Consider the following 21,467-nt stretch of genomic DNA (forward strand, 5'->3'; position numbering starts at 1 on the left):
CCGAACGTCGGCGTTCAGCTGATCGACGACGGTCAGGAGAGCCTGATCAGCCCGTAGTCGTACGCGTGTCGGCGGTAGACCACGGACGGCCTCTCGGACTGCTTGTCGTAGAACAAAAAGAAGTCGTGCCCGACGAGTTCCATCTCGTAGAGCGCGTCGTCGATCGACATCGGCGTGGCCTGGTGTTCTTTGGTGCGCACCACCCGCCCTGGCTGATGGTCTCGATCGTCGTCACCCGTGTCGTGTTGGTGTGCCGCCGCGGATGCGTTGTTGAGGGCCTTTCCCGGCGGCGGGGCCACCGCGGTGGCCTCGGCCAGGGAAACAGGGGTCTTTTCGCCGTAATGCACTTTGCGGCGGTCCTTGCCGCGGCGCAGCCGGCTCTCCAGCCGTACCACCGCGGACTCGAGCGCCGCATAGAAGCTGTCGGCGCACGCCTCCCCGCGGACGACCGGCCCGCGACCCCGCGCGGTGATCTCCACGCGCTGACAGGACTTACGTTGGCGACGGTTGCGTTCATGCTTGAGTTCGACGTCGAAGAGGTAGATGGTTTTGTCGAATCGTTCCAAGCGGGCGAGTTTCTGCGAGACGTAGATGCGGAAGTGATCGGGAATCTCGACGTTGCGGCCCTTGTAGACGACCTCGGCGGTGGTTGTCGGTTCTTGGGCGTCGATTCCTGCCGGTGGTTGGTCCAGAAGCTGAATGGAATCCGCGGTTGGCCTTGACATACGTGACAACTCGTTTCTCTTTTCCCGTCGCACGCACCCTGCGTGCCGGCTTGATTGAATGAGCGCCGACGGGGTGGGAGCGGTTTTGAAAAGATGACCGCCGCAGGCAGCCCGCCGGTGCAAGGTGTCGAATACTCACCCCCTCCGCAATTGGCGTCTCAACCTGGGAAATCGCGACCCGTGAGTCGGGGCCAGTGCACCCCGAGAAGTTGTTGAAGGTTGTCCCCGACGTTAGCTCGTGTTCGCCTCGCCGTGCCACCGATTTGACGAACCCGTAGCGAGTTCTTCACCTCTTCTTGGCAATTTCACTGGTTCGCGGCGAGATTCGCCGGTTCAGGCGGCCGCGATCGCCAACACCGCGGTCACGCGCACTCCGGCCGCGGACAAGATCCGCACCGACTCGCGCGCCGTCGCACCGGTGGTGACGATGTCGTCGACGAGCAGGACTTCGGTGTGCGGCGGTCGGCCCCGCAGCAGCACCCGGCCCGCGACGTTGCGCTCACGCTCGGCGGTGCCAAGACCCACCGAGTCGCGGGTCAGCGCCTTCATCCGCAACGCCGGAAGGACGGTGACGTCCGGATGCCGGGCCACCGCGGCCGTTGCCAAACGGGTAACGGGATCGCCGCCGCGCCGGCGCGCCACCCAACGCCGTGTCGGCGCGGGCACGATCGTCAACGGGGTCTCGACGATGCCCCAGGCCAGCAGCCGGTGTACGCCGACGGCCAGCGTTTGGGCCAGCGGCGTGACGAGGTCGGCGCGCCCGTGCTCCTTCATCGCGAGAATCGCCTGGCGACGCGCACCGGCGTAGCGGCCGAGCGCGAACACCGGTGCGTGCGGGTCGATGCGCGGACTGATCAGATGCGGCTCGTCAGGCTTGATGACCAGTTCCGTGGCGCACGCATCGCACCAGCGGGTCGACGGCGTCCCGCAGCCGCCGCATTCCAGCGGCAGGATCAAATCGAGCACAGCGTTAGTGTCGCCAGCCGGGGTGACATTTATTGCTGCTGGTTGGCCTTCAGCTGTCAGGCCGACGAGCCGACGTGGTCCCATTCTTCCCAGGCGGTGATCCGGTCCTGATAGAAGTTCTTGACGATCGCCAGCATCCTGGAGCCAAAGACGATGCGCAGCGGTGGTTTCTCGGCGTCGACGACGGTCAGCAGTGCGGCAGCGGTCGCCTGCGGATCGCTGGGTTCCCCGAAGATGCCTTCCCCGTACGCGTCCGCGTCCTGGTGACGGCTCGCATATGCCGGCAACGGGGTGGCGTGTTTGGCGGACGACCCAGCCCAGTCCGTCCCGAACAGCCCAGGCTCGACCAGTGTCACCTTGACGCCAAAGGGCTCGACCTCAAAAGCCAGGGCCTCGCTGAACGCTTCCAACGCGAATTTGGATGCGCAGTACACGCCCACATTTGGACCGGTGAAGAGACCGCCCGTCGATGAGACCTGAACGATGTGCCCGCCGCCCTGCGCACGCAGGAAGGGCAACGCCGCCTGCGTTATCCAGATGGCACCAAAGAAGTTCGTTTCCATCTGTTGGCGGAGTTCACTTTCCGAGAGCTCCTCGACGAAGCCGAACTGCCCGTAGCCGGCGTTGTTCACCACTACGTCGATCCGGCCAAAGTGAGAATGCGCCTCCGCGACACGCGCGAAGCCTGCCTCGCGATCGGTCACATCCAGTTCGAGCGGCAGGAGCGCGTCGCCAAAGCGTTGCTGCAGATCGGTGAGTGTCGACGTGTCGCGTGCGGTAGCGGCAACCCTGTCGCCCCGTTGCAGCGCTGCTAACGCCCATAGGCGGCCGAAGCCACGCGAGACCCCGGTGATGAACCACACTTTCGACGACATACTCGATCCTCCATTGCGGTCAGCCCTGGTTGATTGAGACACCCTCGGGACGCGATTCATTCCGCAAAATTCCCAGGTTCACTAATTAACCGGTGTCGTCTGTCTTCTGGTCAACACCAGGGCCGCGCATAGGATGCTTCTTCCAGTCGTGCGGTATGACCGCCGCGTCACCGACAACCACACCACATATCTGGGTACTGAAATCTCAAAAAACATTGCTAGGCAACGTGTTCAGACGCTGGATCTAGCAGCCGGTGCTCGGCCTTGATCTCTTCGGCGGCGCGCTCGCCGATGACCACACAGGGTGCCATCGTGTTAGCCGCGGTGATTCTGGGCATGATGGATCCGTCAGCGACACGCAGGTTTTCGATGCCATACACCCGCAGGCTGCCGTCCACGACGGCGAACCCATCGCGTCCCATCTTGGCGGAGCCGACATAGTGCCAGTAGGTCAGTCCGGCGTCGCGCACATACGTCAGCAGATCGTCGTCCTTCAGATCGCCGGGCATCACCTCGCGCTTCGTGAAGGGCCGCAGCAACGGCGAATTGCCCACTTCACGAAGCTCTTCGACGAATTTCACGGTGAGTCGCAGGTCGTCGGGATCGGACAGACCGTTGTGCACCACCTTGACGGGTCGATCGGGATCCGAGCTGATCAGTTGCACCCTGCCGCGGCTTTTCGGGTGGGTAAGCCCGCCGAACATCCCCCAACCGGCTTCGGGAAGCCCGAAGCGAGCGATGTTCTCGGGGCTGCCGATTAGCATCGCACCCTGGCACGCAAAGAAATCTGGCTGGTCGCCGCCGGCTTCACTCGGCCAGAACAGCACCGCGTCGCCTGTGCCCTGGAAGGGTTCGGCAGCCGGACTCTCCCACATGCAGCTGATGGCGAGATGGTCGTGGAAATTGCGGCCCACACCGGGAAGGTGCTGTTGGACCGGGATCCCCAAGGGTCGCAATTGATGTTCATCGCCGACCCCGGACAGCATGAGGATCTTCGGGGTGTGGATTGCGCCCATCGACAGCACCACCTCGGTGCCGGCCAAGAATTGGCGCACTTCGTTGCGATAGCGGACCTCGACTCCGATGGCCCGGTGGCGCTCGATGATCACTCGCCGCACCAACGCATTCGACAACACCGTCAGATTGGGCCGGTCCATGTATGGATAGGTGTAAGACCGGAAGACCGATTCGCGCTTGTCGCCGCGAACGCGCAAGTCCGAGATCGCCGCGCCACCGTTGCCTTCCATCATCTGTCCGTTCGGATTCGCGAACGGAACCACGCCCAGACATCTGGCGGCTTCGACCACGGCCGGCCCAGCAGGATGCGGATTGTGTTTCGGTTGCACGTAGACGGGGCCGCCGCTGCCCCGGCGATCATCGGGGGCGCCCTGCCAATCTTCGATGCGCCGGTAGATGTCCAGAACAGATTGGTAGCCCCAGGCGTCATTTCCCGACTCGGCGGCGAAGAAATCCCAATCCGCCTTGTGACCGCGTGCCCATAGCATCACATTGATGCTCGAGCCACCGCCCAGCACCCTGCCCATCGACAGCGTCAGCGAACGCCCATTGAGATGCTGGTTCGGTTCTGCCGGAAACGCCCAATCCGTCTCGCTGCCAAGGTTTGTCTGCCACAGGCTCACCTCGGTGACGCTGGGTACGTCGTCGCTGCCGCCCGCCTCCACCAACAAGACACTGACTGCCGGGTCTTCGGCCAGCCGCCGGGCAACGACCGAGCCGGAAGATCCCGCACCGCAAACCACGAAATCGTAGTGCTGCTTGAGGCCGGCTGTCAGGCGATCCTGGTTCTCCCGGACTCGCCGGCGCAGGTCGTTGTCCGGCTCCGTGTGTGAGTTAGTCGACACCCGTTGTCCCCCCGCCTAATTCGTACATCCCGATGACGCTGCTGGTGGCAGCGTGTTCGCCGGCGCGGATGCCTGAGAACACGCAGTCCGCCAGCGACAGTCCGCTGACGTAGGAGTTCGCACAGACGCCTACCGCGGTGCGGCCCGCGGCGTAGAGCCCCCGAATCGGAGAGCCTGCCTCGTTCAATACCTGACCGCTGGCCCCGTCGACCCGCAAACCACCCAAGGTCATGCCCGGCACGAAGTAAGCCAGCGAGGGCCGAACCGAGATGTCGAGGCCGTAGTACGGCCCGCACCTGAGCGGGCGGCACATCGACGGTGTCTTGCGCTCGGGGTCCTCGTGCCCGGCATCAGCGGCGTGGTTGTAGGCCGCCACCGTGGCCGCCAGGCCCGTCGTCGAAATCCCCAGCGTCATAGCCAGTTCGGGCAGTGAGGCGGCCCTGCGAAATTCGGCGGTGAACACCGCGGCCATCTGGAGCCTTTGCAGCGGCGAGGTCTGGGTCACCAACTGCGCGCGTGCCCGCTTCCACATGACCGAATCGAGGACGAGAAATCCGCGTCCGCCGAACTTGCGCACCATGACGTCGGCGTGGGTGGCACCGTACAGGTCTTCGTTGGCAATGCGTTCGCCGCTGAGACCGACGGCTATGCCCTCCAGCATCGCCGTGGGCGGGCTCAGGAACCGCCAGGCGGCCACGCTGTGCAGATACCCGGTCGCTCCGCCGACCCCCGTCCCCAGCATGATGCCGCTACCGTCGTCGGCTGGTGTCCCCAGCGGCGAGATGCCGGCGAACGACGGCGCATAGCGGAGCAGCATGTCACGGTTGAACGCAAATCCACCGGCAGCCAATATCACGTTCGGCGCTAGGACCATCAGCTCGCTCGTGCGCTGCCACAAGCGGGCCGCGCCGGTGGGAAACCTACGGGCGACCGCGGGTGCCCAATTGGTCAGCTTGTCCCGAAAACGCGTTGTGCGCCAATAGTGCTGTAGCAACAGCGGGTTGCAATCAGTGACGGTGCGACCGCGCACTCCTGCCACTCGGCCGTTTGCCATCACCAGTTCCTCGGCACGAGTCATGGGCAGGAACTGCACGCCCAATGCCTCGGCCGAATGGCGCAGCGCCCGATACAGGGCACGACCAGAGCCCATGCCCTTGGCGACCTGCCGGTGTCCGCGCGGAGCCGGAGCGGCTCTCCGGCAGTACGGGTAGGCCCGTTCGTTGCCGGAGAAGTACAGATAGTGCCGGTCGGTCGGATAGGACGTTTTGTAGTCACACAGCGACGCGGCAAACCGAGCGCCGTGGCGCTCAAGCCACGAAAGCCGTTGCACGCTCTCATCACAAAACCTGCGTAACGTCTCGTCGTCGACCGCGCCGCCGACCTCTTGCCGCAGGTAATTGAACATATTGTCCGGGGTGTCGTCGAAACCAGCCGCCCGCTGGTAGCGAGTGCCCCCGCCCGAATACACCACTCCGCCCGACAGGGCCGTGGCCCCTCCACCGACCGACCGATCGACGACGAGTACCCGGGCCCCACTTTCGGCGGCCGCGATTGCAGCGCACGCGCCGGCTGCGCCGAATCCCACGACCACGACGTCGAATTCGTTGTCGGCAGGAACAATCACGTCAGCTCCGATCTTTCAGTGGCCGGCGCTCACGCCGCGGTCGACGTCTCGTCACCCAATGCGGCGGTCAGCCCGCCAGTTCGCGCACGATGTCGGCGGCCGAACCCGTTCGCACGTTGCGGTACGCAGCACCCGTCCACATGCCCGCGCCGTGTGGGTCACCCAACTTCACCGCAGCCGCCTGCAGGGGCGCGGTGATCATGGCAGCATGGGGAAATCCGAATACCGCGTGAGCGTCATGCTTGTCGATGAATCGATTCCGCAACGCGCGCGCATACCGTCCGGTGAACGCCCGCGTCACCACGGTTTCGGTGAACTGGGGATCGCGCAATGCCGCGCGATGCACCGGGTTGGTACCGGCTTCATCCGCGAGCAAGAACGCCGTACCGATCTGTACCGCAGACGCGCCGGCATCGTGCACCCGCCGCACCGCAGCAGCGGTCCCCAATCCCCCGGCCGCGACAACAGGGCAGTCAAAACAGGCGACCAGGGCCGACACCAGATCATCGAGAGGATCGTCGGCAGGCCTGGCGAGCGGGTCAAATGTCGCCCGGTGCCCACCCGCGTCGGGGCCCTGTGCCACCACCGCGTCCGCGCCAAAACTGACCGCTATGACCGCTTCTCGGACGGTGGTCACGGTGGCGAGGGTCAGGATGCCGGCACCGCTGAGTCGATTGCACTCCGCTTGGTTCGGCGAACCGAAGGTGAATGAAACCGCTTCCGGTCGCAGATCGCACACCACGTCGAGCTTCGCCGCCCACTCGTCGTCGTCATCATGTGGTTCACCCAGGGCCACGCCGTAGTGTTCGGCTTCGTCCTCGAGTGCTGCCGCGAACGCGCCGAGCTGCTCGATGGTGGCCACCGGAGCTTGGGGCACAAACAGATTCACTCCAAGCGCGCCTGAGGTCAGCCTTCTCGCCGCAAGGATCGAGTCGGCGAGCTCTTCGGCGGATAGCATGCCTGCCGCTAAAAAGCCCAGGCCACCGCCATTGGATACCGCGGCCGCCAACGCCGGCGTCGACGGGCCGCCCGCCATGGGCGCGCCGAGCACTCGAACACTCAAATCCCCCAACGCAAATCGGTCAAACACCACAAACCTCCCCGATACTTATCTGCCGTACCTGACTCAGGGCATGGCCGTCGACGATGACAATGCTTTTGCCCTCCAGACGGATCCAGCCGTTAGCCTCGAATCCACGTAACGTCGCGCCGATCGTCTCCGGATCGACCCCGGCAAGATGAGAGAAGTCGTCCGACGTGAGGTCATGCACCACCCGCACGACGTCGCCCTCCTGTTTGCCAAATCGCTTCTTCAGCAACAACATCCGGCTCGCGATGCGGCCCTGCGCGTCGGCCAACGCGAAGTCGACCAGAGAGTTCGTCATCGCTTTCACCCACCGCGCGAACAGACGCAGCACCTGATCGCAGACTTCCGGGCGTTCGACCACCCAGGTCAGGAGCTGATCACGGGCAATCGGTACCGCCGAAACATCGGTGAGGGTGGTCATCCTCATGTCTTGCGGGCCGGGGTCGAAAAGGGTGATGGCACCGAAGATCTCTGATGGGCCCAGAATCTTCAGCATGATCTCACCACCATCGGGACCCTGGTAGGAAACCTTGACTTTGCCGGACATGATCACGTAAACGCGTCCCTCAGCGTCGCTTTGAGCGCCGACAACCAGTCCGGGCGAGAAGTGCACGGGCTTCAGGTCCTTGGACAAGGCGGTGACCACCTCGGGACTTGTCCTGCCGAATATTCCGGATGCGATCAGCGCCTGTTGCACATCGCCATGCTCCGGACGCGGCGTCGCGGGTACGCTTTCGGCCGCGCCCAACGCCACTGCATCCAAATCGTTTTCGTGGTGTCGCTGCTTGTCGAACGTCAGACCGAATGGGACTCGTCGCCCACCACAACAACGCCACCACCATCACCATCGGCGTAAGGGCGATCGCCGCGGGACTTGTCACATGGTTAACGCTATGCAGGCCAGGGTAAAACGGGTAGCCATCGCGCGCTGCCTGCAGGACAGATTGCGTAGGGAACGGCTAAGCCGTCCGGGATCAATCCCAGCCGCTCGCCCAAGGAGTACGCGGACCGCCTGACTCGATCGGGGCATTATCCCCGGCCAACGCTAACGAGCTTGCCGGGCTGGGCCGAGCCACCGTGCGCAAGGCTATGGCCACAGTGCGCAGACCACGAAGTATTCGGTGTGACCGCGGCCAGCGGCGAGCGTAACATCGACATCGCATGACCAATCGACGGGATAGCTGCCATATCGGATAGCACTGCGTGGAGGACTGCGAAATCGGTCGACGAGTTCGCCATGTTGTGCTGCCAAGAACCCCATGTCAGGCTGTTGAGCAACCCGGATTCGTTTTCGCTCGGCCAGCGGGCGGGTGTCGTCGGTCCGATCACCCTCTCCCAACTTGTGGTCGGGTCCGACGTGTCGCTGGATTGCGGTGATCGATGCAGCGGCTACCGCGTGAATGTGCTGCACTCGGGACGTTCTGAGTGGACGCATCGGGGTTCCTTCCACAACGCGGGTCGCGGCACTGCCGCCGTGTACCAGCCGGAAGGCCACACCGCGGCGCGCTGGGTGGCGGGCAGCCGGATGTTGGGGGTGAAGCTCGATCGCTGCGCTGTCGACGATGCGCTGAGCGACGCGCTGGGCCGGCAGGTGACAGCGCAGGTCGAGTGCGCACCCTTCATGTCGACCACGACTGCGGCGGGTCGCGGCTGGATCAGCATGCTGTTGTTCCTCCACCAGCAGATCTCTCGTCCCGACAGTCTGTTGAATCAACCACTGGCCGGATTGCCGTTCGCCGACAGCCTGATCCGTGGATTCCTGCTCGCCGCCGATCATCCCGATCGCGATGCCGTCGCGGCAGGCGCGCCTCGCCCCGCGCCCCGCACCATTCGTGCCGCGCTAGACATCATCGAGGCCGAAGCGCACCTGCCGTTGACCGTGTCAGCGCTTGCGGCACGCACCCACGTCAGCGCCCGCTCGCTGCAGCAGGGTTTTCGCAGCCATCTGGATGCTTCACCGATGGAGTATCTACGCCAGGTGCGGATGCGCCGGGCACACCAGACGTTGCTCGACTCGGACCCCTCGTCGCTGACTGTGGCCTCAGTCGCCTACCGCTGGGGCTTCACCAATCCTGGGCGATTCGCGGCTGCACACACGGAGCGATATGGGGAATCTCCTTCGGAGACCCTGCGCCGCAACGGGTTCCGCGCGCCGGGTTCCGCGCACCGAGGGACCGTCAATAGTCGCTATGCACTGCGGCGCAAAGTTTCCGACGGCGACTCCTGATAACGAGCGGTGTGGGCGGCCGCGAACCGGCCGAGATTGGTGAAACCCCACCGACACGCAACCGAAGCGACGGTGATCCGCGATGGATCGGACTCCAGCAACATCTGGTGTGCCCGGCGCATCCGCACCTCGCGCAGATACGCCATCGGCGTGATGCCGAGGTGCTGGCGGAACCCAAGCTGTAACGACCGGACGCTGACGTAGCTGCGCTCGGCCAGCGCCGACACCGTCAACGGCTGGTCGGCCTCGGCCTCGATGACGTCGATCGCGGCCCGGATGGCGCGCGGCTCTGGCTCGCCCACCTCGCCGGCCAGGGCCTCGCGGTAGGGGTGGTCGGCGGCCAGCAGGAGGCCGTGGACCACGCTGTCGGCGAACGGCATCCCAACCATCGGCTGGTGCACAGTGCTGCCGGGAGCGAACAGTTGCTCGGCGAACAGCGTCACCATGTTGATCCAGCTGCGGGCGGCTTGAGCCGTGGCGGCCATGACGGGTTGGTAGTCAATTTGGGAAGTGATGGGGCGCCCCAGCACTCCCGCAAGCGCGTCTTCGACAGCGTGCCGGTCGATCATCACGGCCAGCAGGCGGCCGACGTAGCGGGAGACGCTGGCGTTGCCTTCCGGTCGATACACCGACACCGCACCCGGCTTCGTGACGAGAGAAGGGCTGTCATCCGTCGCGGCCGAGGGTGTCCCGACGGGCACCGTGACATGATAGTGGGGACGATTCTCACCGCCGTTCACCCATACCTCGTCGTGAAAGTCGATGTCCAGAACGGTAATTGGACCGAGGCTATGTATCCGGTGGGTGAATGAAAGCGAGCCGGTGCCCCTGGTCGGCCCAATGTCAGGCCACCAGTGGGGCGAGGACTCCGATCCGCCGTTGCGCACCTCGGCGAAGTCGTCCAATGATCGCACGGAAACCCAGCCCCGGTTATCTACCGCCACGGTGGCACCTCCTATCCATCCACGATAGCGCTGCCGGCAAGGCCGAGAATCCGTCAACGCCGAGCTGTTCTGACGCGGACCCGTTCTTCGGCGGTGAGGCGTTGAAACGCCCTACGGCGCAACGTCTCTGTGGGCGTCTCGCGGTAGCGCGCGGAGTGGGCGGCGGCGAACCGGCCGAGATTGGTGAAACCCCACCGGTAGGCGACCGAAGCAACCGTCACTGTCGACGGATCCGACCTCAGCAGCGCCTGGTGTGCCCGCCTCAGCCGGACCTCACGCAGATATGCCATCGGCGAGGTATCCAGGTGACGCTGAAATCCTTGCTGGAGCGTGCGGACGCTGATGTGGGTGCGGGTGGCGATCACGGAAAGCGTCAAGGGCAAATGCGCTTCCTCCTCGATGATTTCGATCGCGGAACGAATCGCGCGAGGCGCGATCAGCCGTACGTCTCGGGCAAGGGCGTCGCGGTGCGGATGATCGGCGGCCAGCAAAAACCCGCGGACCAAGCTGTCGACGAACGGCAATCCGACCAGCGGCTGATTCAGCACGCTGTCGGGCCGGAAGACCTCGTCCCTGAACAGGGCCGCCATGTTGATCCAGGTTCGGGTCGTCGCCGCATTGGCTGGCATGACGGGCGTGAAGTCGGGCTGGGACATCACCTGCCAACCGAGCGCATCGCTGAGTGCATCGTCGACAGCGGAGCGATCGAGCTTGATGGAGATCAACCTGCTGCCGGCGCTCCATCGGACCGCGCACCGACCCTGCGGCGGGAAGACCGCGGCCATACCGGGGCCGCCAGCAAAAGAAAGACTACGGTGTACACCCTCGGTGGATCCCGATCGCAGCACAACGATTCGATAGCTGCCACACGCCTCACCGGCGTCCAGGGACAGTTCAGATCCGATGGCGATTTCGGCCATGGTCGCCGGACCGATTCGACCCACCCGATGGGACAGCGAAAACGAATCGGGGTCGGTCAGCAGTGTCATGTGGCGCCGGCCGCAGCACACCTGGGCGAAGTCGTCGAACGTCTTCGCCGGTGCCCAGACGTGGGCATCCGAAGCGCACGTTGTCGGTGATTCCGTCACTCGGTCGTCTTCCTCCCCAGCCACGGATGCCCTTTCCGTACCCGCTCATCCACAAGTTAACGTCGCTGACATTGCTGTGCCACGCGCCGACAGCCAGTTTGCGCGATCCGTCCGTACCGCTTCGCAATTCGGCTAGGCGATCCGTCGCGTCTCTCGTAACGTCTAACGTTGTAACGTGCCTAACATATTGCTTGCCAACATGATTGAACGGCATACCTGACGTGCACCTAGGTATGATTCCGGATGACCCGGCCGAATGGAAGGCATTAGCGTCACGACAACTACCGTTGCCATTCTTCGAAACCCACTTTGCCTTCGGCCTTGCGCGCGCGATCATGGCAGCAACCAAACTCGGTGTGTTCGAGTCGTTGAGCCGCGGCGCGGCATCACCGGCCGAAATCGCCGACCGGTGCGGAACCGATGTGGTGGCAACGCACAAGCTGTTGGTTGCCCTGGCCGGATCTGACTACCTGCTATTCCGCGATGGCCGCTACGCGTTGACCCCCACCGCGCGCACCTGGCTGCTCACGGCAAGCCCCACCTCGATAGTCGACGCGGTGCTCTTCGGATTCGACGAATGGGAGCTCATGACCCACGTCGAAGACTATGTCCGCACCGGCATCCCCCTTGAGCTGCACCAATGCATGACCGGTCCGCAGTGGGCCCACTACCTGCGGTCCATGCGGGCGCTGGCCGGCTTGACGGCGCACGAAGTCGCGCAGGCCATCCCGGTGCCGCCCGGCGCCACCGACATGATCGATGTCGGCGGCTCGCACGGGCAGTACTCGGTTGCGCTGTGCCGGCGCCATTCCCGTTTGCGGTCGGTGGTCCTGGACTTGCCCGACGCCGTCAGGGTCGCGGCGCCGCTGTTGGCCACCGAGAAGATGGGCGCTCGCGTCGTCCACCTCGAAGCCGACGCGCTAGTCCATGATTTCGGTGCCGAGTCCTACGACGTGGTGCTGCTGAGCAATCTCGCACACCACTTCAGTGCAGCGGAGAACGCCCTGTTGTTCCGGCGGTTGGCGCGGGCGCTGCGACCGCACGGCGTATTCGCGGTGGTCGAACCCATGCGGCCCGAAACGGGTGACAGTACAAGCCAATTCGCCGCACTGAGCGAGCTGTACTTTGGGGCCACCAGCCGCTCCGGGACCTGGACCGCGCGCGAGACCGCGGGATGGCAGCGTGATGCGGGATTAGAGCCCGCGGCCGAACCGGTCCCGCTGAGCGGTGGCGAGGTCGGCGTACAGATCGCGACGAAGGCCTAGCAGCTACCCCGGTAGCACCGGGGCGGCACCACCCAGCATGAAGCCCGGCACCTCCGACCAGGTTTGCTGGCTTTCTGGCGCAGACGCCGAATACTGCAGCACGCCTTGCGGAGCCGCGACGTAGACCGTCGACGGATTTGCCGCGATCGCGGTCAGCGGAATCTGCAAACCGTGCGCCGGTGCATCGGAGTTCACCCCGTCGAGGTTCACGTACGAGACCGGGTGCGCGAGGTCATTACGAGTCACCACCATGTCGTCGCCGGTTCGCCAGTACAAGGACACCACCGTGTTGCCCAGCCCGAAACCCAGCCGCCGGGGGTAGGTCAGCGCATACTGCCCCGCCTGCGTCTGCTCGACACCGGCGAGAATGACCTCGCCACCGATCACCATCGCGGCGCGCGTGCCGTCCCGGGACAGTTGCAGGTCGGTGATCGGCCCCGGGAACTTGCTCGCCACCGCCGCGGAATCCACCGGGATGCGCGCGGGTTGCCCGGACGCCGGTTCCTGTATGGCCCGCAGCACGTTGTTGCCGTCCACCACCAGCCAGACCGCGTCGTCCAGCGACCAGCTGGGACGCGACAGGCTGTGTCCGTCGGCGGATTGAACCGCCTCGCCACCGAGATCACCGATCCACAGCGACTCCGCCATGTCCGGGGCGCCACGGTGCAGCGTCACGATGGACGCCACCTGCCGCCCGCTGCGCGACAGCGCGGCGAGCGTCTGGTCGCCCATCCGGCCGAACGCGCCGGGCACCGGAGTCGCCCGTTGTCCGTCCAGACCCACCAGTGATCCGTTGACGAGGGCATGCAGCCCCGCGCCGGCGCCGTCCGCCACGCCCGGGTCGGTGGCCGCGACGTCGGAGGTGGTCCACCCGTCGGCGAACCTGTCATCCAGCGGTGCCCCGTCGGCGGTGATCACATACGGGCCCCTGATGTCGGCTCTGGCCAGAGTCCAAATGATCTGTGCGGCAAGCAATTGCCTACTGTGCGGATCGGTAGTAGAGAGCTTCTGCAAATCGATGCGCGCGCCGCCGTAACCGCGCCCGATCCCGTTCTTGCCGCCGTCGGCCCGGCTCACCGGCCCCCGCAGCCGCAGTGGTGGGGCCAAGAGATTACGGACCGTGTGAGCCATCTCGGGCCGCGGCCCGGCCAGCAACTTGGACATGAGTTCGGTGGCCAACTGATCGTGATCGGCGACCGCGACATAGCGTGGGTCGGGGACCACCGTCTTACCAGTCGGGTCGGCGAAGTACAGCGTATTGCGCTTGTAGGTTGCCTGAAACTGTTGCCAGTCCAGGAAAACCCCGTTGGGCAGCTTGTCGATTCGCCAGCCGCCGGATGTCTTGACCAACTCGAGCTGACCCGGGTCCGGCAGCACACCCTCGGCCGTCTCAAATACCCCGATGTCGGACAGCGAGCCCAGGATGTCGGCTCGCATGGTTGCCGAAACCCGTTCGGCGCCACGGGTTTCGACGAATACCACATGGTCGATCAGCAGTGCGCTACCGGCGTCGTCCCACGCGTTCGACGCCGACTGGGTGAGAAACTGCCGCGCCGCCAGGTGCCGGTTAGCCGGATCGGCTGTGGCCTTGAGGAATTCGCGCAGCAGCACGTCGGGATCCATGCCCGGGGTCGGCTTGGGCAGATTCGACGGTGCGGGTCGCTCGACCGTACCGATGGCTTGCGGCGCCGATGAACTGGGCACACCCGCGCAGCCAGCGAGTAGCACCGCCAACAGCGCGACGAACAGCCGCCGCATCACCCGCTCCGCTCGGCGTGCTCGCGCGTGCGTTGACGTTCGTTGCCGGGTTGCTGGTCGGTTGCGCCCTGAGGTGGCGGCTGCGGGATTGGTTTCATGGGCAACGGGCTGGTGGTGACCTTGTGGCCACGTGTCATCGGCAGCGTGAGCCGGAAGCACGCGCCCTGACCGGGCTCGCCCCATGCCTCCAGCCGGCCCTGATGCAGGCGCGCATCCTCGACGCTGATCGCCAGCCCCAGCCCGGTGCCGCCGGAGCGCCGCACCCGCGACGGGTCCGACCGCCAGAACCTGCTGAACACCAGCTTCTCCTCGCCCGGCCGCAACCCCACCCCGTAGTCACGGACGGTGACGGCGACGGTGTCCTCGTCGACACCCATCCGGATCTGCACCGGTTTGCGCTCGGCGTGGTCGATGGCGTTGGCGATCAAGTTGCGCAGAATGCGTTCCACCCGCCGGGGGTCGACCTCGGCAATCACCTCTTCGGCCGGCGTATCCACCAGCAGCTCGACACCGGCGTCTTCGGCCAGGTGGCCCACGTCGACCAGTGCGCTCTGCACGGTGGTGCGCAAGTCGGTCGCCTCGACGGACAACTCGGCAACACCGGCGTCGTGCCGGGAGATCTCCAGCAGGTCGCTGAGCAGCGACTCGAAGCGATCGAGCTCGTTGACCATCAGCTCGGTGGATCGACGCAGCGTGGGGTCGAGGTCTTCACTGTGGTCGTAGATCAAGTCGGCGGCCATCCGCACGGTGGTCAGCGGCGTGCGCAGTTCGTGGCTGACGTCGGAGGTGAACCGGCGCTGCAGGTTGCCGAACTCTTCGAGCTGGGTGATCTGCCGCGACAAGCTCTCGGCCATGTCGTTGAACGACACCGCCAGCCGGGCCATGTCGTCTTCACCGCGCACCGGCATGCGCTCGGACAGATGCCCTTCGGCGAAGCGTTCCGCGATCCGCGACGCCGACCGCACCGGCACCACCACTTGGCGGGAAACCAGTAGCGCGATCCCGGCGAGCAACACCAGCAGCACCGCGCCGCCGGTGATCATCGTGCCGCGCACCAGCGTGATCGTGGCTTGCTCGCTCGTCAGCGGGAAGATCAGGTACAGCTCCAGGTTTGCGACCTGCGACGATGCCGGGGTACCGACGATCAGCGCCGGCCCCGAAAAGCCTTCGGTGTGCACGGTGCCGTATTGGTAGGCCGCCTGCCCGGCCTTGACGAAGCCACGCAACGCGGCGGGCACCTGATCGACCGGTCCGGCCGCGGTCGCGGCGCGCGGGCCGTCGCCCGGCACCATCAGCACCGCGTCAAACGCGCCGGCGAGACCCGGACCCGAAGACGGATCGGTTTTCGAGGTCAGCGTGTTGCGGGCCAGCTGCAGGCTGCTGTCCAGCGAGCGCGTCTCCTCGCCGTTGACGATCCCGCCGACGGTGGTGCGCGCCCGTTCGATCTGTTCGATGCCCGCCTTGACCTTGACGTCAAGCACCCGATTGGTGACCTGGCTGGTCAGCACGAAGCCGAGCGCCAGAATCACTGCCAACGACAATCCGAGAGTGAGCGCCACGACTCGCAACTGCAACGAACGGCGCCAGGCAATGCCTACGGCTCGACTCAACGCACTCATGCCCCGCGTTATGGGGCCAGTGCGACCCCAACGGTGACCGTGAATACGTCGCCGCGAGCCCCAGATCACGGAGGTCCGGCCTTGTATCCCACTCCTCGAACGGTCAGAACCACGGTCGGGTTCTCAGGGTCTTTCTCAACCTTGGCGCGTAGGCGCTGGACGTGCACGTTCACCAAGCGGGTGTCCGCTGGGTGACGGTATCCCCACACCTGTTCGAGCAGCACATCCCGAGTAAACACCTGACGGGGTTTGCGTGCCAGCGCGACCAGCAGGTCGAACTCCAGCGGTGTCAGGGAGATCTGCTCGCCGTTGCGGGTGACCTTGTGCGCCGGCACGTCGATCTCCACGTCGGCGATGGACAGCATCTCGGCGGGCTCGTCGTCGTTGCGCCGCAGCCGCGCCCGCACCCGGGCAACCAGCTCCTTCGGCTTGAACGGCTTCATGATGTAGTCGTCAGCACCCGACTCCAAGCCCAGCACCACATCCACGGTGTCGGTCTTGGCGGTCAGCATCACAATCGGAACGCCCGAATCAGAGCGCAGCACTCGGCACACGTCGATGCCGTTCATGCCGGGCAGCATCAGGTCCAGCAGCACCAGATCGGGCCGCAGCTCGCGCACCGCGGTCAGAGCCTGGGTACCGTCACCGATGACCGCAGTGTCGAAGCCCTCCCCACGAAGAACGATGGTCAGCATCTCCGCGAGCGACGCGTCGTCGTCCACGACCAAAATCCTTTGCCTCATGGACTCCATGGTGTCACCAGATCGGGACAAAACTGGCGCACCACACGGGCGTTTCTCATTCGATAGGGCCAAATCGTGACAAATTTGTGCTATTCGCGGCCTATACGCGGCCTATTTGGGGGTCAACCGGGCGGCCAGACGCCCCGGATCGACGTCTGCGTCGACGACGAGCCAGCGCCCTCCCCAGCCCGCGTCGGACAGCTCCGCATACACCGCACCGGTGCGCTGCTGAAGCCCGCCGTCGCGTTCGTAACTGTCGCGTGGACGGCCCGGATCGGACTCGGCCCGACGTCGGGCCCGCTCTTCGGCGAGCTCGGCGGGCACCCCCAGCAGCACCTGCCAGTCGGGCGCGGGCAGTCCGAGCCGCTGGTATTCCAGGGCATACACCCAGGCGGCGGCGTCTCCTGCCGCGTCCTGATGCAGGCGAGCGGCGCTATAGGCCGCGTTGGATGCGACGTAGCGATCGAGAATCAGCACGTCATGGTCGTGGCGCAGGCCAGCGATGTCCTCGATCGCGCCGGCGCGGTCGAGCGCGAAGAGCATCGCCATCGCATACACCGACGATGCGAGGTCGCCGTGCTCGCCGTGCAGCGCCTCGGCCGCGATGTCGGCGGTCACCGACTGCCCGTAACGCGGGAAGGCCAGCGTGGCCACCGACTTCCCGGCAGCCAAGAATGCCGCCCGCAGGCCCTCCGACAGGGTGCGCTTGCCGGCGCCGTCGACGCCTTCGATCGCGATCAGCACGGCGCGAGCCTATCGAGCCCGCGCCGCGAAGGTGTCGCTCAGTAGCGGTAGTGGTCCGGCTTGTAGGGGCCCTCGACGTCGATGCCGAGGTATTCCGCCTGTTCCTTGGTCAGCTTGGTGAGCGTGCCGCCCAGTGCCTCGACGTGGATTTTGGCCACCTTCTCGTCCAGGTGCTTGGGCAGCCGGTACACCTCGTTGTCGTACTCGTCGTTCTTGGTCCACAGTTCGATCTGGGCGATCGTCTGGTTCGCGAAGCTGTTGCTCATCACGAACGACGGGTGCCCGGTGGCGTTGCCCAGGTTCAGCAGCCGGCCCTCGGAGAGCACGATGATCGACTTGCCGCTGTCGCCGAACGTCCACAGGTCGACCTGCGGCTTGATGTTCAGCCGCGTCGCGCCGGAGCGCTCCAGCGCCGCGATGTCGATCTCGTTGTCGAAGTGGCCGATGTTGCCCAGGATCGCGTGGTCCTTCATCGCCTTCATGTGGTCCAGCGAAATGATGTCCTTGTTGCCGGTCGAGGTCACGACGATGTCGGCGTCGCCGATGGCCTGCTCGACCGTCACCACGTCGAAGCCCTCCATCAGCGCCTGCAGTGCATTGATCGGGTCGATCTCGGTGACGACGACCCGTGCCCCCTGGCCCTTCACCGCCTCCGCGCAGCCCTTACCGACGTCGCCGTAGCCGCAGATGAGGACCTTCTTGCCGCCGATCAGCGCGTCGGTGCCGCGGTTGATGCCGTCGATCAGCGAGTGCCGGGTGCCGTACTTGTTGTCGAACTTGGACTTGGTCACCGAGTCGTTGACGTTGATCGCGGGGAAGGCCAGGTCGCCGGCCGCGGCGAACTGGTAGAGCCGCAGCACGCCGGTGGTGGTCTCCTCGGTGACACCCTTGACCGAGTCGGAGATCTTGCTCCACTTCTCCTTGTCGGTCTCGAAGCGGCTGCGCAGCACGCTCAAGAAGACTTTCCACTCCGCGGAGTCGTCGTCCTCGGCGGGCGGCACCACGCCGGCCTTCTCGTATTGCGCGCCGCGCAGCACCATCATGGTGGCGTCGCCGCCGTCGTCGAGGATCATGTTGGCCGGCGCTTCTGTCCCGTCCGACTGCGGAGGCCAGGTCAGCATCTGCTCGGCCGCCCACCAGTACTCCTCGAGCGACTCGCCCTTCCAGGCGAAGACCGGGACACCCTCGGGCTTCTCCGGCGTGCCGTGCGGGCCGACGACGACGGCGGCCGCCGCGTGGTCCTGGGTGGAGAAGATGTTGCACGACGCCCAGCGGACTTCGGCGCCCAGGGAGGTCAGGGTCTCGATCAGCACCGCGGTCTGCACGGTCATGTGCAGCGAGCCCGAAATACGGGCCCCCTTCAGCGGTTGCACGTCGGCGTATTCGCGGCGCAGCGACATCAAGCCGGGCATTTCGTACTCGGCCAGGTCAAGTTCCTTGCGGCCGAATTCCGCCAGCGACAGGTCGGCGATCTTGAAGTCGATGCCGTTAACAACGTCGGGGGTCAGCGTCTTTTCGGTCGTGGTCATGGCGTGTGTCATCCTTCTGCGGCTCAGGGGGTTCAAAGTGTTTGAGCGGGCCACTCAGCTTTAGTTAGCTTGGGTACGCTCTTCCGCCACTGTAGTCGGCGCCGCACAGCCCAATGGGCTAGGGGACGTTGATGACCCCGTGACGCTCGGCGAAGGGCGTCATCAACCGCGCGAGATCGCGCGCGACGTCGTGATCGGCCTCGGGTGGCATCGATACGTAACTCAACGCCAGCCGCACGATGGCACGCGCCAGCACGCCGGCGTCCTCGTCGCTGGTGGCCACCCAGGTCTGCGTCAATGCCACGCTCAGCCGGGCCGAAGCCCGGGTGATGATGGGCGCGCTGTCGGTGGTGATGAGTTGCAGCAGATCGGGCTTGGCGACGCCGCTGAGCAGCGAGATCACCAGCGGGTCCGACGCCGACTCGGCGAAAAACGACCGGAAGCCCGCCAGGAAGGCTTCGTAGATGTTGCCGACGTTGGCGTCCAACGCGGCGTGGATGGCGTCCACCAGGCGATCGGCCAGGCGCAGGGCGTAACCCTGCGCCAGGCCCTGCCGTGAGCCGAATTCGTTGTAGATGGTCTGCCGACTGATGCCGGCCACGCGGGCCACGTCGGACAACGTGATGGCGGACCAGTCCCGGGTCAGCAGGAGGTCGCGCATCGCGTCCAGCACCGAGTCGCGCAGCAGAGCTCGCGACGCCTCGGCGTAAGGAATCCGCTCCACAGGCGCGACAATAGCGCTTGGAGCGCTCACGAACGCGCTACCTCTACCATCTCGAAGTCGGATTTTGCCGCGCCGCAGTCCGGGCAGTTCCAGTCGTCGGGGATGTCGTCCCAGCGGGTACCGGGCTCGATACCGTCTTCCGGCCAGCCCAGCGCCTCGTCGTACTCGAATCCGCACTGGATGCACTGGAACAGTTTGTAGTCACTCATACGCTTGCTCCCGTCTTTTCGAAATCAGCCTTGTCGCGCACCGCGCAGTCCGGGCAGCACCAGTCATCGGGAACGTCCTCCCACCGCGTGCCGGCCGGAAGGCCTTCTCGGACATCACCTTTGGCCTCGTCGTAAACGTAGTCGCAGACCGGGCACTGATAGGTCGCGGTCATTTGGTAGCCCCGTGAGTGGCCAGCAGCTTTTCGCGCAGGCGCGGCTGCACGTTGATCTTGGTGATGTCGCCGTCATAGTGCGCCAGCACCCGGTGGTCCATCACCTTGCGCCACAGGGGCGGAAAGTAGGTCAGCGCGATCATCGACGCGTACCCGCTGGGCAGGTTGGGAGCCCCTTCCATGCTGCGCAGCGTCTGGTACCGGCGGGTGGGGTTGGCGTGGTGATCGCTGTGCCGCTGCAGGTGATACAGGAACAGGTTGGTGACGATGTGGTCGGAGTTCCAGCTGTGCACCGGCGTGCAGCGCTCGTAGCGACCGTTGGCGTTGAGTTGGCGCAGCAGCCCGTAGTGCTCGAGATAGTTGACCGCTTCCAGCAGGCTGAAGCCGAAGATGGCCTGGATGACCACGAACGGGATCAGGCTCGGACCGAAGATCGCGATCAGGCCGCCCCACAGCACGACCGACATCAGCCAGGCGTTGAGCACGTCGTTGGACAGGTACGTCTTGGGGTGCCACGGGCTGACACCCTGCCGGCGTATCCGTTGCGCTTCCAGCCGCAACGATGAGCGCAGGCTGCCAAAGACGCTGCGCGGCAAGAATTCCCAGAACGTCTCGCCGAAGCGGGACGACGCCGGGTCCTCCGGGGTCGCGACCCGCACGTGGTGGCCGCGGTTGTGCTCGATGAAGAAGTGGCCGTAGCAGGTCTGAGCCAGGGTGATCTTGGACAGCCAGCGCTCGAGGGAGTCCTTCTTGTGCCCCATCTCGTGCGCGGTGTTGATACCGACGCCGCCCAGGACGCCGACCGACAGCGTCACACCGAGCTTTCCCGCCCAGCCCAACCCACCGTCGAAGCCGAGCCAGTGCAGGTTCGAGGCGGTGAACAGGTAGGCGGCGAGGACCACGCTGAGGTACTGGAATGGGATGTAGACGTAGGTGCAGTACCGGTAGTACTTGTCGTTCTCCAGCTGTTCCATCACCTCGTCGGGCGGGTTCTGCCCGTCCGGCCCAAAGCCCAGGTCCAGCAGCGGCAGCAGGACGTAAAGCAGGATCGGCCCGATCCAGAGCGGCACCTGGGCCGCGGCGTGCCAGCCGAGCTGGTTGATCCCCCAGGTCAACGGCAGCATCACGAACAGCGCCGTCGGGGCGATCAATCCCATGAGCCATAGCCGACGCTTTCTATCCCGCCAGACCGGTACTTCGAGGGCGTCCGCCGCTTGGGCCATGTGGGTGGTCATATGCCAAACCTCCTTGTGAGTCATACCACGTTAGATTTGGACAATACAGCCATCTGCGTCTCATGTCTAG

Annotated in this window: 20 protein-coding genes; 2 read left to right on the forward strand and 18 right to left on the reverse strand. The window is 65.3% G+C overall.

The window, feature by feature from the left end; genetic code table 11:
- Positions 1-32 precede the first annotated feature (32 nt).
- From hpf to ACTXG5_RS27055, 7 genes are all read right to left on the reverse strand, one after another.
- On the reverse strand, positions 33-725 hold the full coding sequence (gene hpf / locus ACTXG5_RS27025; RefSeq protein ID WP_445161697.1) for a ribosome hibernation-promoting factor, HPF/YfiA family: 693 nt from the start codon (positions 723-725) through the stop codon (positions 33-35).
- A gap of 333 nt (positions 726-1,058) precedes the next feature.
- The gene (locus tag ACTXG5_RS27030) at positions 1,059-1,691 is read right to left on the reverse strand and encodes a ComF family protein (protein WP_445161698.1); all 633 of its coding nucleotides are present in this window, start codon (positions 1,689-1,691) and stop codon (positions 1,059-1,061) included.
- A 56-nt stretch (positions 1,692-1,747) separates the two neighbouring features.
- Complete coding sequence (locus tag ACTXG5_RS27035) at positions 1,748-2,566, reverse strand: SDR family oxidoreductase (RefSeq protein WP_445161699.1); 819 nt, start codon at positions 2,564-2,566, stop codon at positions 1,748-1,750.
- 218 nt (positions 2,567-2,784) lie between these two features.
- Positions 2,785-4,359: a GMC family oxidoreductase gene (locus ACTXG5_RS27040; protein ID WP_445164617.1), complete on the reverse strand. Its 1,575-nt coding sequence runs from the start codon at positions 4,357-4,359 to the stop codon at positions 2,785-2,787.
- A gap of 58 nt (positions 4,360-4,417) precedes the next feature.
- Positions 4,418-6,052, reverse strand: a complete 1,635-nt coding sequence (locus ACTXG5_RS27045) for an FAD-binding protein (RefSeq protein ID WP_445161700.1) — start codon at positions 6,050-6,052, stop codon at positions 4,418-4,420.
- A 67-nt stretch (positions 6,053-6,119) separates the two neighbouring features.
- Complete coding sequence (locus ACTXG5_RS27050; protein ID WP_445161701.1) at positions 6,120-7,142, reverse strand: nitronate monooxygenase; 1,023 nt, start codon at positions 7,140-7,142, stop codon at positions 6,120-6,122.
- Positions 7,135-7,887 (reverse strand): Crp/Fnr family transcriptional regulator, encoded by a 753-nt coding sequence (locus ACTXG5_RS27055; RefSeq protein ID WP_445161702.1) that lies wholly within the window; start codon positions 7,885-7,887, stop codon positions 7,135-7,137. Before ACTXG5_RS27055 ends, ACTXG5_RS27050 begins: the two co-directional genes overlap by 8 nt.
- A 522-nt stretch (positions 7,888-8,409) precedes the next feature.
- Here ACTXG5_RS27055 and ACTXG5_RS27060 point away from each other — a divergent pair.
- A complete protein-coding gene (locus ACTXG5_RS27060) occupies positions 8,410-9,366 on the forward strand; it encodes an AraC family transcriptional regulator (RefSeq protein ID WP_445161703.1) in 957 nt (318 codons plus the stop codon).
- Here the strand turns inward: ACTXG5_RS27060 and ACTXG5_RS27065 are convergent.
- Positions 9,327-10,310 carry an AraC family transcriptional regulator gene (locus tag ACTXG5_RS27065; protein ID WP_445161704.1) on the reverse strand — a complete coding sequence of 328 codons (984 nt, stop codon included), beginning with the start codon at positions 10,308-10,310 and terminating at the stop codon, positions 9,327-9,329. The genes ACTXG5_RS27060 and ACTXG5_RS27065 overlap by 40 nt on opposite strands.
- A 53-nt stretch (positions 10,311-10,363) precedes the next feature.
- The gene (locus tag ACTXG5_RS27070; protein ID WP_445161705.1) at positions 10,364-11,398 is read right to left on the reverse strand and encodes an AraC family transcriptional regulator; all 1,035 of its coding nucleotides are present in this window, start codon (positions 11,396-11,398) and stop codon (positions 10,364-10,366) included.
- 233 nt (positions 11,399-11,631) lie between these two features.
- Here ACTXG5_RS27070 and ACTXG5_RS27075 point away from each other — a divergent pair, with 233 nt between their 5' ends.
- Entirely contained in the window at positions 11,632-12,663 is a 1,032-nt protein-coding gene (locus ACTXG5_RS27075; RefSeq protein WP_445161706.1) for a methyltransferase family protein, read from the forward strand.
- A 3-nt stretch (positions 12,664-12,666) separates the two neighbouring features.
- Here the strand turns inward: ACTXG5_RS27075 and lpqB are convergent, their stop codons facing one another.
- The 9 genes from lpqB to ACTXG5_RS27120 all read right to left on the reverse strand — a co-directional run bounded on the left by lpqB (position 12,667) and on the right by ACTXG5_RS27120 (position 21,397).
- Positions 12,667-14,421 carry an MtrAB system accessory lipoprotein LpqB gene (lpqB, locus tag ACTXG5_RS27080; RefSeq protein WP_445161707.1) on the reverse strand — a complete coding sequence of 585 codons (1,755 nt, stop codon included), beginning with the start codon at positions 14,419-14,421 and terminating at the stop codon, positions 12,667-12,669.
- Entirely contained in the window at positions 14,421-16,109 is a 1,689-nt protein-coding gene (mtrB, locus tag ACTXG5_RS27085; protein WP_445161708.1) for an MtrAB system histidine kinase MtrB, read from the reverse strand. Before mtrB ends, lpqB begins: the two co-directional genes overlap by 1 nt.
- Positions 16,106-16,792 carry a two-component system response regulator MtrA gene (mtrA, locus tag ACTXG5_RS27090; protein ID WP_445161709.1) on the reverse strand — a complete coding sequence of 229 codons (687 nt, stop codon included), beginning with the start codon at positions 16,790-16,792 and terminating at the stop codon, positions 16,106-16,108. The genes mtrB and mtrA overlap by 4 nt, the downstream gene beginning before the upstream one ends.
- A 102-nt stretch (positions 16,793-16,894) precedes the next feature.
- On the reverse strand, positions 16,895-17,527 hold the full coding sequence (locus ACTXG5_RS27095; protein WP_445161710.1) for a dTMP kinase: 633 nt from the start codon (positions 17,525-17,527) through the stop codon (positions 16,895-16,897).
- Between the two features lie 38 nt (positions 17,528-17,565).
- Positions 17,566-19,056, reverse strand: coding sequence for an adenosylhomocysteinase (ahcY, locus tag ACTXG5_RS27100; RefSeq protein WP_445161711.1), 1,491 nt, complete (start codon positions 19,054-19,056; stop codon positions 17,566-17,568).
- 118 nt (positions 19,057-19,174) lie between these two features.
- On the reverse strand, positions 19,175-19,810 hold the full coding sequence (alkX, locus tag ACTXG5_RS27105) for a TetR family transcriptional regulator AlkX (protein WP_445161712.1): 636 nt from the start codon (positions 19,808-19,810) through the stop codon (positions 19,175-19,177).
- On the reverse strand, positions 19,807-19,989 hold the full coding sequence (locus ACTXG5_RS27110; protein ID WP_445161713.1) for a rubredoxin: 183 nt from the start codon (positions 19,987-19,989) through the stop codon (positions 19,807-19,809). Before ACTXG5_RS27110 ends, alkX begins: the two co-directional genes overlap by 4 nt.
- Positions 19,986-20,162 carry a rubredoxin gene (locus ACTXG5_RS27115; RefSeq protein WP_445161714.1) on the reverse strand — a complete coding sequence of 59 codons (177 nt, stop codon included), beginning with the start codon at positions 20,160-20,162 and terminating at the stop codon, positions 19,986-19,988. Before ACTXG5_RS27115 ends, ACTXG5_RS27110 begins: the two co-directional genes overlap by 4 nt.
- Entirely contained in the window at positions 20,159-21,397 is a 1,239-nt protein-coding gene (locus tag ACTXG5_RS27120) for an alkane 1-monooxygenase (protein ID WP_445161715.1), read from the reverse strand. Before ACTXG5_RS27120 ends, ACTXG5_RS27115 begins: the two co-directional genes overlap by 4 nt.
- Positions 21,398-21,467: the final 70 nt, after the last annotated feature.

This window comes from Mycobacterium sp. Dal123C01, assembly GCF_052566995.1.